This window comes from Candidatus Nitrosopumilus sp. bin_6a, from assembly GCF_054095695.1.
This window is the reverse complement of sequence record NZ_JBSWSR010000008.1, coordinates 30,953-43,329: the sequence shown is the minus strand read 5'-3', so window position 1 is coordinate 43,329 and position 12,377 is coordinate 30,953. Positions and strand designations below refer to the sequence as shown.

The following is a 12,377-nucleotide window of genomic DNA, read 5'->3' as shown; positions in this document are numbered from 1 at the left end:
TTACAATCCTTGCAAATACCAATCAAAATATGGCAATAATGCCTTACACTGCTTCTTTTTTTCAGACTCGTCTGCAGAGCTTTGAATTTTTTGAATTTTACCTTGAAGATATTCAGAAATTAGTTCATTTTTGAAATGAGGGTTTATTTGATTTAAAACGTCAACCAGTTTTTCAGAAGAGGTATTTTCAAAATCCTTTAAAATTTTATTTATTTCTTCTTCTAGGGACATGAAAGGAATTTGTAATACCTATTATTATTTGATATAGTTAGACAACATCGTCATCATTCCAAGTTAGACGGAATTTTCCTGTTACTCTAAACATATTGAGTTTCCCACCAGATTTGAAATTAATTTTATATGATTTATGAGAAACATCCTCTATTTCCAAACTGACATTATCTTTGATTGCTTGAAATGTGATTGGATTGTTAGAAATTTGTTTCCACTCATCACCGTCAAAATCCATGTAAAATTTGGTATAAAGTAATCCCATATGATTACCATAAACAATCCCGAATAAATAACTAGATGAAATCCTATTTATCTAAAGACATAGGAGGTACAAAACCAACTAAATTACTGACAACTGTTGGAAAGATGATTTCAAAGTCTTTGTCGTGTCTAATGATTTCAAAAACATGATCAATTAATTGCTGAACAGTCAAGTGTTCATCACGATATAATGTCTTTTTGGGGTTTTTTACAGAATCTAGGATTGTAAATCCAGTATCAACCAGAATTAAACTTCTTAACAAAAAGTTTGCAACAGATATTTTATCATCAACATCTTTGTGAGAATAATCAGTATCTAATTTTTTGATTTTTAATTTTAAATCATGGTATGAATTATTGGTGTTTCGTTCAATTCTATGATGTATTCTCTCTTCAAAATTTTCAACAGGAATGTAAAATTTCATATTTCCTTTATGTGAAACAGTGATGATTTCTTTTTCTAGAAGAGAATCCCTTGTTTTTTCAAAGGTTGTTTTTGCCATAAATTCTGGTACAATTTTTTTCAACAAGGCATTATGATGTAGTTTTGGATAATTCTTAATAGTCTCCAGAATTACTCGTTCACGCTCATATATTTCAGAGTTGGGCTTAATCTGACTCATTATCTTTAGGTCGACCTATATAATACAGGTCAGCTATTAATTAGTTTTGGATATTTTACTAATCAAATTCAGGCTGAAACAGGATTAAGATTCAGATTTTTCAAGATCATCCAATTTCTTTCTCACAGCCTCAGCAACTTCATGTTTGAGTCTGTCTTCTTCTTCCACAAGTTCTTTCTTGAATCGTTTTTCCCAGTAACCTTTCACCATCAGAATCATATTAACATCAATCAGGTAAGAAATAAGCTCTTCTAAATTGTAAAAATCTCAATGTAACATCATTCAATATTTTGCAAATCGAGCATGCGTGAAAACGCTAATGATTTGACAATTCCAGATATTAAATTTAGAGAAACATGAAAGTACTAATTCAACATGAGCATATAATTAACTGAGAAATCATCCATCGGGCTTAAATACAAATTTTGGAATTCAAATCACCTAACACATCATGAGATTTGGGGATTCTTCATCAAATTTCATGAAATTTTAAAATAAAAAGAAAACCATTCACACTAGTTTTTTTGTGTGAAAGGAGATATCCATGTTTGGATTATATTTTTGTTCAATTCAGCAAATGCATTAACATTATCATTGAATGTTTTGAAATTTTGAACAGTTGCATCAATAGCAGTTTTTACTAATTGATTGTTTACTGTACTTGCTTGAACAATTTGCTTGTTAGTATCAACAATAGCAGTTTTTGCAGAGTCAGGAATATCTGTATTAATTCCAGATTTCTTTGCAAATTCTTGCTGTATTGAAACTGCGGCATTAATTGTTTTTTGGCAGGTTTTCATACATTCATTTTGCAATTCTGTTGCAGACTGAAAATATTGCGGAGTTAATTTTGAAACATTTTCAAAATATTTCTGAATATTTTGTTTGTACATTGCAAATGCATCGCTAGTTTGAGATTGGGTACTCATAATTCAACATAGTTATCCCAGTATATATACTATTGGTAATGAGTGGTAATGAAAGTCAATAAATGGTAATAATTGAGGGATTTTAGTTCTAAAATGACCCATTTTGTTTGTTCAAATGAACAAACAATTTTTCATTGAAACAAGTCACAGAAGGAGATTATTCTGAATAACTCATTTTATCAACATGTGAAGAATCAGCATTCACTGCATCAATTATTCTCTGTTCTAAATTATGAATATAGTCATCTTGGCAATCTATAGAACAAAATTTTAGTCTGGGATCAAACAAATTCTTGCCACAATTTTTACATTTCATTGATTTAAAAAAATATTTTTGATATACTGGAAAATGGGAAAAGTACCTAGTGCTAATTGCATCTAGAAAAAACGATAGAATATCCATTCTTTTTGATGAAAACAGATGCCGTTTTCCAGGCATAAATTTAGACGTTATAAAGAGGGTTTTTTGAAATTCGTTAAAACCATAATGACCTCCATGAGGGATAAATGATTTTAGTTATTCTTCAGAAGACATCCATTCTTCATCAGGTTTCTCTAAGAGATTCCATTTGTTTTGGATTGTTTTGAAGAATTTGTTGTTTTTTAACTGAGGCATAATTTCATAACACAAAATTTGTATTTAACCTCCACTTATCAATCATACATAGAAATTAGTCCACTGAATCCAACTCCAAGTTTAATTATGACCTGTCGTTTTCTTATCTAAAAGGTTGATTTGTCTTTGTGTATGATAAGAACAAACAAGTAAACAGACGAGTATTTTCTTTTATTCTTTGCCTTTTTATTCTTTGTCGATAAATTCGTTGACACCAGGTGGTTCTGGAGCCAATCCTTTTCTCTTTCTAATATCAGCAACTGCAGAGGTAAGCATAGATTTTGGGACTTCAGTCCATGCCTTAAACGAAGTGTTCCAAGTTGCGCGTCCTGCAGTTTGACCTCTCATTGCTTCAGATAGAGTAAATGTTTCAGAAGCTGGAATCTCACCAACAACAATGCTGGATGCACCTTTTTGTGACATGTCAAGAACTTTACCTCGTTTACCAGAAAGAATTGTTGCAACATTTCCAACCAAATCAGTTGGGACACGTACTTCAATTGCCAAAGTTGGTTCCAATACAGCAGTACCTGCAGTGAGTAATGCACCCATACATGCTCGTCTAGATGCAGGACCTAATTGAGACAAACCTCTATGGGCTGTGTCTTCGTGAGGAACAAAGTGAGTAAAGATGAATTTACAATCCCTCATCTGTTCTTTACAGAGAGGTCCTTCCTTCATAACTTCTTCAAATCCAGAATTAATAGAATCAGTAGACTCTTGAACAAACTGTACACCCTTTGTTCCGTTGATCATTACATTTCCACGTGAATCAAATTTCATAACTCTCTTGATTGTATCAGTATCCCAGCCAGCCTCTTTGAGTAAATCTGCAACAACTTTTTTGTCTTTAATGTCACTGATTTCACCAGTTCTTAGCATATGGGCAATTTTAGGTTCTAGAGGCTCTACTTTCATGAAAATCTTGTTGTGTCTATTTGGAGATTTTGCCATAATTGGCTCACATGTTCCTTTTACAGTTTCTCTATAGTTAATCAAAGGTTCAGATGTTACAATCTCACATTTTGCATCTTGAATTCTGTGTGTTGCAACATCCAAGTGCAATACGCCCATTCCGGCAACAATAGTTTCACCACTTTCTTCATCAATTTTCACGATAAGGTTTGGATCCTCGATAGTGAGTTGTTTTAAAATTTCTACAAGTTTAGGTAAATCTTTTGGATGTTTTGGTTCTATAGCAACTTGAACTACTGGTTCTGAGACATATTTTACACCTTCAAACATTGGAATGCCTTTAATAGATGACAGAGTATTTCCTGCTCTACATTCAGTTAATCCCAACAATGCAGGAATGTTTCCCGCACCTAATTCTCCAACTTGTTCTCTTTGGTTACCCATAAAGAAGTTGACTGATTGGACACGTCCTTCTCTTTTCTCATCTATAATATTGATAGTTTGACCATCTTTGATCGTACCTGAAAATAGTCTTCCAATTGCAACAGGTCCTGCTGCAGGATCTAAAACCATGTTTACAACCATCATAATTGTTGGTCCACTGTCATCACATGCAAGCAATGCTTTACCAACATCAGATTCTAGATCACCTTTCCAAATTTGTGGAATTCTATACTTTACTGCTTCATGAGGAGCAGGATGATGATTTACAACCATACCAAGAACTGCATCTGCCAATGGTGCTTTTTCTACAAGTTCTGCTACTTTTTCATTTTCATATGCATCTATGACATCTTTGAATGTAATTCCTCTTTCTTTCATTAGTTCTAGATTAATTGCCCATCTATCTTTTGCAGAACCAAATGTGACACTAGAATCCTGAATTGAAACTTTCCATTTTTGTTTGTATTCTGGTTCGGCATATGTGTCAATGAGAGTATTGAAATTTGAAACAACTTCTGCTAGTTGGGCTTGCATTTTTTCTGGAGTTAATCTGAGTTCTTTGATGAGTCTATCTACTTTGTTGATAAACAAGACAGGTTTTACTCTCTCTTCAAGGGCCATTCTAGTTACCGTTTCAGTTTGAGTCATGATACCTTCTACAGCATCACAAACAACTACTGCACCATCAATAGCCCTAAGACTTCTAATGACTCTTCCACTAAAGTCAACGTGTCCAGGAGTGTCAATCATGTTAATGACATATTCGGTATTATTTTTTGTAAAGTGTAATGTAACGTTAGCTTGGTAAATTGTAATTCCTCTTGCTTGCTCTTCTTTATCAAAGTCCATTGCGAGAGCTTTTCCAGCAGCAGAAGGGGCAATAATTCCAGAGTATGCCAAAAGACTATCACTCATCGTGGTTTTTCCGTGATCTACGTGAGCAATTACACCAAAGTTTCTAATCTGGTCTTTGTTCTTGATGATTTTTAGAACCTCACCTGTAGACTTGAATTTTACCATATTCGCAGAACTTAGGATTCAGGTATTAAACCTTAGCCTTCTAAAAGATCAGTAGATCATTTGGTTGGAAACATCACGAATCTTTTTTGCAGTTACAAAATGACATTCTTTTTTTCTTCTCCTTCTTGCTTCAAAAAGAGCAATCATTTGAGAAAAGAAAATGCAAAAAAGCACTTGAGATATTGTTTCAGAAGGCATTGAAGGGTGAATAACATTGATTCCAATTTTCTTTAGATTTTGCCCCAATTGTTTTGTATGAGGATTTTTCTTTTCGAAAATTATTACAGTGTCACCTTTTTTTATAGAAAACAATTCCATATGAGAAAACTGCTCGATTCTAGAATAATGTACATCATAGCCTAAAATTTCGTAAAATTTTGCAGCGCAATACATTGCTACAGGAAAAGTATAGTGATTTCCCAAAACAAAAATACGATTTGAAACTATGGTTTTTTTGGCAGAACCCTGAGCAATTCTAAATAGCGAAATATTTGGAATTTTGATATTTTTCACTAAAGAAATACAAGTTAATGCACTCTCCAAAAAAGAAATACTGCCAGCAGTAAAAACTCCGCTATTTGGAGAATCAAGTAAGATTAAACAGTCAGAAGCTTTTGCAAGCCTGCTCTGGGATTGGCATGTGATTGCAGTAGATTTTTTTGCAATCTTTGCAACTTTGATATTTGTAATAGTGTTTCCAGAAATAGATACAAAATACACGTGTTTTGATTTTGCTATTTCCTTGTTTTGATATAGGTCAAGAGGATCCATTGCTTTTACCAACCCACCTGAAAATGATTCTGCAAGTAGAGAAGAAACAAGGGAATCACCGCTTCCAGTAAATAGAATGTTTTTTTGTGTTTTAAGAGAAATTGTTTTTTGTTTTTTGAATGATTTTAGAAAATTTATTTGTAATTTGATATCTTCTTCAAAAGCATCTATTGAGTTCATAATTAAAATTTATTTTTGTCATATATTAGAAAAACTATCGTCATAGGTTTTGGTATTTATTACCAAAATTAAGCAAAAGTATATGGAAATTTCTGTAGGACACACTCCTGATTCTGATGATGCATTCATGTTTTATGGAATGTTTACAGGAAAAGTTCCATCTCCAGATTTCAAGGTAAATCATGTCATTGAAGACATTGAGAAATTAAATCAAAAAGCCACAGATCCAAAATTAGATGTGACAGCAGTTTCAGTACATGCATGTGCATACATTCCAGGATATACAATTTTGAGAAGCGGCGGAAGTTTTGGAATTAATTATGGTCCCATAGTTACAGCTAGAAAAATGATGACAATTGATGAGGTTAAAAAATGTAAAATTGCAATTCCAGGAAAAATGACTTCAGCATTTTTACTATTGCAATTAATGATTGGAAAATTTGATTATGTTGAAATGAATTTCAGTGACATTCCAGAAGCAGTCAAATCAGGCAAAGTAGATGTCGGACTAGTAATTCATGAAACTCAGTTGTCTTATGAACAAGAAGGAAACGTCAAAATTTTAGATGTAGGAGAGTGGTGGGATAAAACAACAGGAGGATTACCTGTGCCACTAGGAATCAATGTCATGAGAACAGATCTAGGCATGGATACAATAGTGAAATTTGACAAATACCTGCAATCATCAATTGAATTTGGAATTGAGTATTTTGATGATGCAATAGATTATGCTATGCAATATGCGAGAGGAAAAGAAAGGAGCTTAATTGAGAAATTTGTAAAAATGTACGTAAACAATGTAACTGTCAATATGGGAGATGCAGGGGAAGAATCCATAAGAAGATTATTCAAAATGGCAAAAGAAAAAGAACTTGTTCAAGATTTTGAAATCAGCATTGCCAGCAAGTAATTATAGAACAAAAAAAGTTTAGAAATTATGGGAGATGGAATTGGAGGCGCAGTTCTCAATATTCTTACAAACAATGCTTTTGAATTGTTAATTAGCCATACAAGAAAAGATAATCAAGAACAATATGGCAAAGTTGAGAAAATCATCATGAGTAAGATTGACGATCCGGACCAACCGCAATATGAAGAGAAAACCAAAGAAGATTTAGAAAGAGCGCTCAAAGGAAAATTTGTTTCGTGTAATGTTCAGTATAGAGATGAAAAAACCGATGCCTTGGTTTGTAATGTTTTTGTCCAAAGACCCCCAGAAGGATTTTAAAAACCAGTGTAACATTTCAAAAGAATTATTGAATTAATTTGAAAATGATAATAATTAAAAATATTCAAATTATTGAACAGGGGTTTTTAATTTCAAATTCATGGTTTTCCCTCGGTATGAGATTCTATAATATAGTAAAATTCCTACGAGTTCTAGATATTCTACAAACCCAACAGTGTAAAAATGCATTAGCCACCCATCCATACTTTGATCAATTGATGCCATAGCAGCACTCATTTGAGGAAACGCAGTAACAAAGCCAATAGGAGCCATCAATGTGCCAAATATCCAATCAGACGGAGTCATTTTTTTGGCAGATTCTAGGACAATATTTCAATCATACATAGTTTCTGAAATGGACATATTTTTTTGTTCTAAATGTTGAGAATAGCCTTGATCAATTGCAAAAATCATAGTTCCCAAAACAACTAATAAAAATGCAGATTCAGCAAAAATCAATATTCCACGTTTACCTTTTTGAAATTTGAAAATTTGTCTTTCAAGCATAGGTCCAAAAAATCCAAGCTTGTTCTTTTTTGCAAGCACAATTACAGCAAGAGAGATTACAGAAATGACACCTAAAGAACCAAGCCAGTCATCAGATACAAATTCTGTAAACAATAGTCTTGCAGGTAGTAAAATACCACCCATTATTGCAAAAACAATTAGAGACTCAATTTTTGAGTTCAATAATAAAAATAGTTCAAACATCGCATATAACCTAGTGATAATATTTTTTCTAGTGCCAAAAAAGATCATTTGAAAATACCTAATATATGATGAAAATTTATAATATTTTGAATTGGTCTTAGTAGATAAAAAAATTCTAACAGGAGGGATTGCAATGATTGTTGCAGGAATAATTGTAACAATAGTATCGGCTGATCAACCAACAGGTCAAGTAGGAATGAGCGAGGAAGAAATTATTGATTTGATGATAGCTGAAGATCAAAATCAAGCTTATCAAATGTTGTCAGGAATTTTAATTGGAATTGGATTCTTACTGGTATTGATTAGTTTTGGAGCAAGACGGAAAAAAGACAGTGTAAAAAGAAAAGAGAAAAAGCCTGCAGAATAATTCAAAGCTTTTAATCTCAAATAATTTAATAACCATCATTGATTCAGGCAGAAATCAGCATTTATCCCATGGCAACAAAAACTACCAGTGCTAGTTTTTACATTGCAAAAGCAATAGAATCTATTCAAAAAATTAAGAATCTCAGATATGAAATCAATGCAATGGGGACAATACTAGAATCAGACAACATAGAGACGATAAACTCGGCTACAAAGCAAATGATGGAAACTGTTCATAATTTAGGAATTGCAAGAGTTGAAGTGATAATCAAAATAGATTCAAGGAGAGATAAACATCTCAAAATAGAAGAAAAACTAGAATCTATTAAAAAACAGATGAATTAGAATTTTTTTAAAATATCAAAATGAGTATTTCTTTGAGCAGGTACACGCCCTATTTCTTTGACCATGGTTGCAAGTTCTTCAACTGAAGAAGATGTGGATTTTCCAGCTGCCTTGTAAATTTCCTCAGAGAATGCAGTTCCTACTAAATCATTTCCGCCATTAGACAAAGCAACTTGTGCGAGTTTTTTTCCATAGGCTACCCAATAAACAGAGATATTGTTTAAGACGTTTGCAAGCATCAATCTAGATAATGCAATAATCCTCAAATCATAAACAGATGAGCATTCATTATTGACCAAATGCTCTTGTTCTAATTCAGTATTATCCAAACTGAATTTCAATGGAATCAGAGTCAGAAAACCATTTGTTTTCTTTTGTAATTCACGAATTTTGATTAGATGATCAACAACGTGTTCAGGCTTTTCAATATGTCCGTAAAGCATTGTAACATTACTTTGGATACCCATGTTATGAGCTTCTTCTATAACATCAAGCCATTGTTGTCCAGTACACTTTCCTCTAACGATTTTATCCCTAATATCCGGATGAAATAGTTCAGCACCGCCTCCAGGCATTGAATCAAGTCCTGCTGCCTTGAGACGAGACAAGATTTCTTTTGTAGAATTTTTTGTTAATTTTGATAAATAGTAAATCTCAGCTGCAGTTAGTGCTTTGATGTTTAACTGAGGATGATTTTTTTTAATCGTTCTCATCATGTCTTCATAATATTCCAAAGGAAGTTTAGGATGAAATCCACCTACGATGTGAACTTCAGTTGCACCCATCTGTTTTGCAATTCCAACGCGCTGTTCAATCTCTTGAGGAGTTAGAGTATACGCATCATCAGCACCATCTTTACGATAAAATGCACACATCTGACAGCTGGCTGCGCACACATTGGTATAGTTCATGTAATAGGATGCAGCAAAAGTAACAGTATCACCAACCAAGTTTTTTCTAGCATTATCTGCAACAGCACCAAGCAAATGCAAATTATCATAGTTCATTAATTCAAGACCATCATTATACGACAATTCTTCTCCAGATAAAGCACGATCTAATGCTTGAGAATCTCCAACTAGTTGTTCTAACATGATAATTTGTTTCCACATCATGATATATTCCTTAGTGAAATAATATGAAACCCATTAGTTTTGAGCCTGATTTATCAAGAAAGAATGATTTTTTCAAGTTCCAGAGGAGAATCAATCAAGTAATCAGGATGTTCTTTTTCAAGAGCATTTTTTGTATTATAACCCCAACTCACACCAATTGTTTTGATGCCAACCTTTTTGCCAGCTTCAATATCACGAACTTCGTCACCAATAAAATAAACATTAGATTTTTCAACATTCATTTCTTTAATGATTTTAGAGATAGTTCGATCTTTGCCAAAAATTTTCTTTGCAGTATAAAAGAAATCAAAGAAATCCAAGTTATTTGCATGAAGAAATTTTCTCACGTTTTCTTCAATATTTGTTGTGACAATCCCCACATGACAGCCATTTGCCTTAAGCAATTTCAATACAGGAAGTAAATCTACAGAAGGAGATAATAGTGCAATATGAGAATTGATTTCTCGTCTAACTTTTCTAATTACAAAAGGAAGTTTGAATATTGAAATCCCAAGATGTTTTAAAATTTCAAGGGATTTTTTTCCGCGTAGATATTCCACATCACTTTCTTTGATCTTTTTGAATCCAAATTCATCAGAAAGATTATTCATTATAGATATTATAGAATCCAAAGTATTGGCAATAGTTCCATCAAAATCAAATATCACCACAGGTTTTTCCAATTTCTAAAATCCAGTCATTTTTTGAGAATATATGTCAAAATACAGTAAATCATCACCGATACAAGTCAAATTTCTTTTTGCAGTTTCCGCAAAACCTCTGTTTAGTTTTTTTACTTTCTGTTCCCAAGTTGGCACCACAACGATCGCATTTTTGTTTAATCATTTTTTATTATCAAACTCTAGAATACCTTCATTCCTACAAGATATTCTTTTTTTCATCCTATAAACTACATGAATTTAAGATATCCAGCCAGATCAAATACCAATGAATTTGAGAATGAAAATTTGGATATTTATGATTGAAATGAATTCTAGCATTATTTTGTTTTAACTGCCTAGAATCTCATATTCTCAAGAAATAAGTAGGCAATCACACAACATCAATCATGGTACTTCCTCTAATTGATGAGCATAAACCAAAATGCTATCTTTGCCATGAAGGCTTTGAAAACATTGACAAATTACGGGAACACCAAAATTCTACACACGTGGATTTCTTTGAAAAAAATGAAAAGCAGAATAAAAGAGAACCAGCACCTGGAGACGTCACTGTATTTTAGACTTTTTTTCATTCATAGATTTTAGTAATTCTTGTGCTGTGGTTTTGGAAACGCTTGCTAAATCATAGTGTTTGTCAATAGATAGTGCTTTTTTGAAAAGTTTGATTGCATCTTGCAATTCACCCATTTCTCCCATGGAGAGACCTTTGTAAGCAAGAGCCATGGCACATTTTTTATCAATTTTCAATGCAAGATCATAGCAATCAATAGCTTCAAGATATTTTTCTTGAGAATGTAACGCTGCTCCTTTGTTTAGTAGTGCGTCAAGATTTGTGGGTGAAATTTCAAGTGCTTTATCATATTGTTTAATTGCAAGATTTAGTTTTCCCAAATTTTGCAGAGTTGCTCCTTTGTCAATTAGTATGCTATAATTCCCAGGTTCTTCTTGTAATGCCAAATCATATAATTTCAAGGCGTCAGAATAGTTTCCATCCTCTGTATATTCAAAAGCTTGTGCAAGCATCTTCTCTGTTTTACTATCCATCATCTTTGATAATATTTTGTTAATAATATAGATTGACTTACAGTAAACAGTATTTCAACTGGAATAAGACATAATGCAAAAACTATAAAATTTCAAGATGCATTTTTGTCTCGAGGTTCAATTTCAAGTGATTTGTTAAAGCAATACATGGATTCCTCATATCTACCCAAACTACGTAGAGCGACTCCTTTATGATTCCAAAGATCAGGATCATTTTGGTTTAGAAGTAAGGCTTGCTCAAAAAACCCTAGTGCATCATCAAATTTCATCTCGTTCATTAATGATTGTCCTTTTTTGACAAGGTTCTCAATATCATCCATAAATCAACACATATTTCATGAGTATTAAATTTGAAAATAGATCATAGTAAATTAATGTACAAAATCAAACAAATTTACATGAATTTAATGAAATTTTAAATATATTTTTCACAATTACAGAGTATGGTCATAGATAAAACAGATGAAAAGATCATCAATCATTTACTAGTAGATGCAAGACAATCAGCAAGACAGTTAGCTCTAAAACTTGGATTGTCAACGGTTACTGTCCTATCCAGAATCAAAAAGTTAGAAAAAGAGAAAATAATTCAGAGATATTCTGCAATAGTCGACCATAAAAAAATTGGGTATTCATTAACGGCAATAATAGAAATTATTGCCAAGAATGACAAGATTGTAGACATAGAAGATGAGATAGCAAAATTTGAAAATGTTTGTGGAGTGTATGATATTACAGGTTCAACAGACACCATAGTCATTGCAAAATTCAAGGCAAGAAACGAATTGAGCAAGTTTGTAAAGGGCTTAGCATCTATTCCAAATGTGGAAAATACGATAACACATGTAGTACTCAATACTACAAAAGAAGATTTCAGACTGTCATAGTGATA

The 12,377-nt window shown here is 32.6% G+C and carries 19 protein-coding genes; 6 read left to right on the top strand and 13 right to left on the bottom strand.

Going from position 1 to position 12,377, the window contains the following annotated elements:
* The 7 genes from ACW9XA_RS08650 to ACW9XA_RS08620 all read right to left on the bottom strand — a co-directional run bounded on the left by ACW9XA_RS08650 (position 1) and on the right by ACW9XA_RS08620 (position 5,993).
* Positions 1-231, bottom strand: coding sequence for a hypothetical protein (locus ACW9XA_RS08650; RefSeq protein ID WP_457763936.1), 231 nt, complete (start codon positions 229-231; stop codon positions 1-3).
* A gap of 37 nt (positions 232-268) precedes the next feature.
* Positions 269-496: a hypothetical protein gene (locus ACW9XA_RS08645; protein ID WP_457763935.1), complete on the bottom strand. Its 228-nt coding sequence runs from the start codon at positions 494-496 to the stop codon at positions 269-271.
* A 43-nt stretch (positions 497-539) separates the two neighbouring features.
* Positions 540-1,118: a hypothetical protein gene (locus tag ACW9XA_RS08640; protein WP_457763934.1), complete on the bottom strand. Its 579-nt coding sequence runs from the start codon at positions 1,116-1,118 to the stop codon at positions 540-542.
* Positions 1,119-1,202: 84 nt separating this feature from the next.
* Complete coding sequence (locus ACW9XA_RS08635; protein WP_457763933.1) at positions 1,203-1,328, bottom strand: hypothetical protein; 126 nt, start codon at positions 1,326-1,328, stop codon at positions 1,203-1,205.
* Between the two features lie 305 nt (positions 1,329-1,633).
* Positions 1,634-2,047 carry a hypothetical protein gene (locus ACW9XA_RS08630; protein WP_457763932.1) on the bottom strand — a complete coding sequence of 138 codons (414 nt, stop codon included), beginning with the start codon at positions 2,045-2,047 and terminating at the stop codon, positions 1,634-1,636.
* Between the two features lie 802 nt (positions 2,048-2,849).
* Positions 2,850-5,042 carry an elongation factor EF-2 gene (locus tag ACW9XA_RS08625; RefSeq protein WP_457763931.1) on the bottom strand — a complete coding sequence of 731 codons (2,193 nt, stop codon included), beginning with the start codon at positions 5,040-5,042 and terminating at the stop codon, positions 2,850-2,852.
* 48 nt (positions 5,043-5,090) lie between these two features.
* Positions 5,091-5,993, bottom strand: a complete 903-nt coding sequence (locus ACW9XA_RS08620; protein WP_457763930.1) for an SIS domain-containing protein — start codon at positions 5,991-5,993, stop codon at positions 5,091-5,093.
* Between the two features lie 82 nt (positions 5,994-6,075).
* Here ACW9XA_RS08620 and ACW9XA_RS08615 point away from each other — a divergent pair, with 82 nt between their 5' ends.
* Positions 6,076-6,903 (top strand): MqnA/MqnD/SBP family protein, encoded by an 828-nt coding sequence (locus tag ACW9XA_RS08615; RefSeq protein ID WP_457763929.1) that lies wholly within the window; start codon positions 6,076-6,078, stop codon positions 6,901-6,903.
* Positions 6,904-6,930: 27 nt separating this feature from the next.
* Positions 6,931-7,221: a hypothetical protein gene (locus ACW9XA_RS08610; protein ID WP_297442533.1), complete on the top strand. Its 291-nt coding sequence runs from the start codon at positions 6,931-6,933 to the stop codon at positions 7,219-7,221.
* Positions 7,222-7,290: 69 nt separating this feature from the next.
* On the opposite strand, the gene ACW9XA_RS08605 is transcribed toward ACW9XA_RS08610, so the two are convergent.
* Both ACW9XA_RS08605 and ACW9XA_RS08600 read right to left on the bottom strand, forming a co-directional pair.
* Positions 7,291-7,527 carry a hypothetical protein gene (locus ACW9XA_RS08605; protein ID WP_457763928.1) on the bottom strand — a complete coding sequence of 79 codons (237 nt, stop codon included), beginning with the start codon at positions 7,525-7,527 and terminating at the stop codon, positions 7,291-7,293.
* A gap of 27 nt (positions 7,528-7,554) precedes the next feature.
* Positions 7,555-7,911 carry a hypothetical protein gene (locus ACW9XA_RS08600; RefSeq protein WP_457763927.1) on the bottom strand — a complete coding sequence of 119 codons (357 nt, stop codon included), beginning with the start codon at positions 7,909-7,911 and terminating at the stop codon, positions 7,555-7,557.
* Positions 7,912-8,023: 112 nt separating this feature from the next.
* On the opposite strand from ACW9XA_RS08600, the gene ACW9XA_RS08595 reads away from it, so the two are divergent.
* Positions 8,024-8,299 carry a hypothetical protein gene (locus ACW9XA_RS08595; RefSeq protein ID WP_457763926.1) on the top strand — a complete coding sequence of 92 codons (276 nt, stop codon included), beginning with the start codon at positions 8,024-8,026 and terminating at the stop codon, positions 8,297-8,299.
* Between the two features lie 38 nt (positions 8,300-8,337).
* On the top strand, positions 8,338-8,643 hold the full coding sequence (locus ACW9XA_RS08590; protein WP_457763925.1) for an MTH1187 family thiamine-binding protein: 306 nt from the start codon (positions 8,338-8,340) through the stop codon (positions 8,641-8,643).
* Here the strand turns inward: ACW9XA_RS08590 and ACW9XA_RS08585 are convergent.
* Together ACW9XA_RS08585 and ACW9XA_RS08580 are read right to left on the bottom strand one after the other, a co-directional pair.
* Positions 8,640-9,737, bottom strand: a complete 1,098-nt coding sequence (locus tag ACW9XA_RS08585) for a CofH family radical SAM protein (RefSeq protein ID WP_457763924.1) — start codon at positions 9,735-9,737, stop codon at positions 8,640-8,642. The genes ACW9XA_RS08590 and ACW9XA_RS08585 overlap by 4 nt on opposite strands.
* Positions 9,738-9,811: 74 nt before the next feature.
* On the bottom strand, positions 9,812-10,441 hold the full coding sequence (locus tag ACW9XA_RS08580) for an HAD-IA family hydrolase (protein WP_457763923.1): 630 nt from the start codon (positions 10,439-10,441) through the stop codon (positions 9,812-9,814).
* Positions 10,442-10,827: 386 nt separating this feature from the next.
* Between ACW9XA_RS08580 and ACW9XA_RS08575 the strand changes: the two genes are divergently transcribed.
* Complete coding sequence (locus tag ACW9XA_RS08575) at positions 10,828-11,001, top strand: hypothetical protein (protein WP_457763922.1); 174 nt, start codon at positions 10,828-10,830, stop codon at positions 10,999-11,001.
* On the opposite strand, the gene ACW9XA_RS08570 is transcribed toward ACW9XA_RS08575, so the two are convergent.
* Together ACW9XA_RS08570 and ACW9XA_RS08565 are read right to left on the bottom strand one after the other, a co-directional pair.
* On the bottom strand, positions 10,988-11,485 hold the full coding sequence (locus ACW9XA_RS08570; protein ID WP_457763921.1) for a tetratricopeptide repeat protein: 498 nt from the start codon (positions 11,483-11,485) through the stop codon (positions 10,988-10,990). The two genes, ACW9XA_RS08575 and ACW9XA_RS08570, sit on opposite strands and share 14 nt — an antisense overlap.
* Positions 11,486-11,577: 92 nt before the next feature.
* On the bottom strand, positions 11,578-11,805 hold the full coding sequence (locus ACW9XA_RS08565) for a tetratricopeptide repeat protein (protein WP_457763920.1): 228 nt from the start codon (positions 11,803-11,805) through the stop codon (positions 11,578-11,580).
* 123 nt (positions 11,806-11,928) lie between these two features.
* Here ACW9XA_RS08565 and ACW9XA_RS08560 point away from each other — a divergent pair, with 123 nt between their 5' ends.
* Positions 11,929-12,372, top strand: a complete 444-nt coding sequence (locus tag ACW9XA_RS08560; protein WP_457763919.1) for an Lrp/AsnC family transcriptional regulator — start codon at positions 11,929-11,931, stop codon at positions 12,370-12,372.
* Positions 12,373-12,377 lie beyond the last annotated feature (5 nt).

Bases quoted from the DNA above. Each gene is read 5' to 3' on its own strand.
- ACW9XA_RS08650 (WP_457763936.1), bottom strand. From the start codon at position 231: ATGTCCCTAGAAGAAGAAATAAATAAAATTTTAAAGGATTTTGAAAAT.
- ACW9XA_RS08645 (WP_457763935.1), bottom strand. From the start codon at position 496: ATGGGATTACTTTATACCAAATTTTACATGGATTTTGACGGTGATGAG.
- ACW9XA_RS08640 (WP_457763934.1), bottom strand. From the start codon at position 1,118: ATGAGTCAGATTAAGCCCAACTCTGAAATATATGAGCGTGAACGAGTA.
- ACW9XA_RS08635 (WP_457763933.1), bottom strand. From the start codon at position 1,328: ATGGTGAAAGGTTACTGGGAAAAACGATTCAAGAAAGAACTTGTGGAA.
- ACW9XA_RS08630 (WP_457763932.1), bottom strand. From the start codon at position 2,047: ATGAGTACCCAATCTCAAACTAGCGATGCATTTGCAATGTACAAACAA.
- ACW9XA_RS08625 (WP_457763931.1), bottom strand. From the start codon at position 5,042: ATGGTAAAATTCAAGTCTACAGGTGAGGTTCTAAAAATCATCAAGAAC.
- ACW9XA_RS08620 (WP_457763930.1), bottom strand. From the start codon at position 5,993: ATGAACTCAATAGATGCTTTTGAAGAAGATATCAAATTACAAATAAAT.
- ACW9XA_RS08615 (WP_457763929.1), top strand. From the start codon at position 6,076: ATGGAAATTTCTGTAGGACACACTCCTGATTCTGATGATGCATTCATG.
- ACW9XA_RS08610 (WP_297442533.1), top strand. From the start codon at position 6,931: ATGGGAGATGGAATTGGAGGCGCAGTTCTCAATATTCTTACAAACAAT.
- ACW9XA_RS08605 (WP_457763928.1), bottom strand. From the start codon at position 7,527: ATGACTCCGTCTGATTGGATATTTGGCACATTGATGGCTCCTATTGGC.
- ACW9XA_RS08585 (WP_457763924.1), bottom strand. From the start codon at position 9,737: ATGTTAGAACAACTAGTTGGAGATTCTCAAGCATTAGATCGTGCTTTA.
- ACW9XA_RS08575 (WP_457763922.1), top strand. From the start codon at position 10,828: ATGGTACTTCCTCTAATTGATGAGCATAAACCAAAATGCTATCTTTGC.
- ACW9XA_RS08570 (WP_457763921.1), bottom strand. From the start codon at position 11,485: ATGGATAGTAAAACAGAGAAGATGCTTGCACAAGCTTTTGAATATACA.
- ACW9XA_RS08565 (WP_457763920.1), bottom strand. From the start codon at position 11,805: ATGGATGATATTGAGAACCTTGTCAAAAAAGGACAATCATTAATGAAC.
- ACW9XA_RS08560 (WP_457763919.1), top strand. From the start codon at position 11,929: ATGGTCATAGATAAAACAGATGAAAAGATCATCAATCATTTACTAGTA.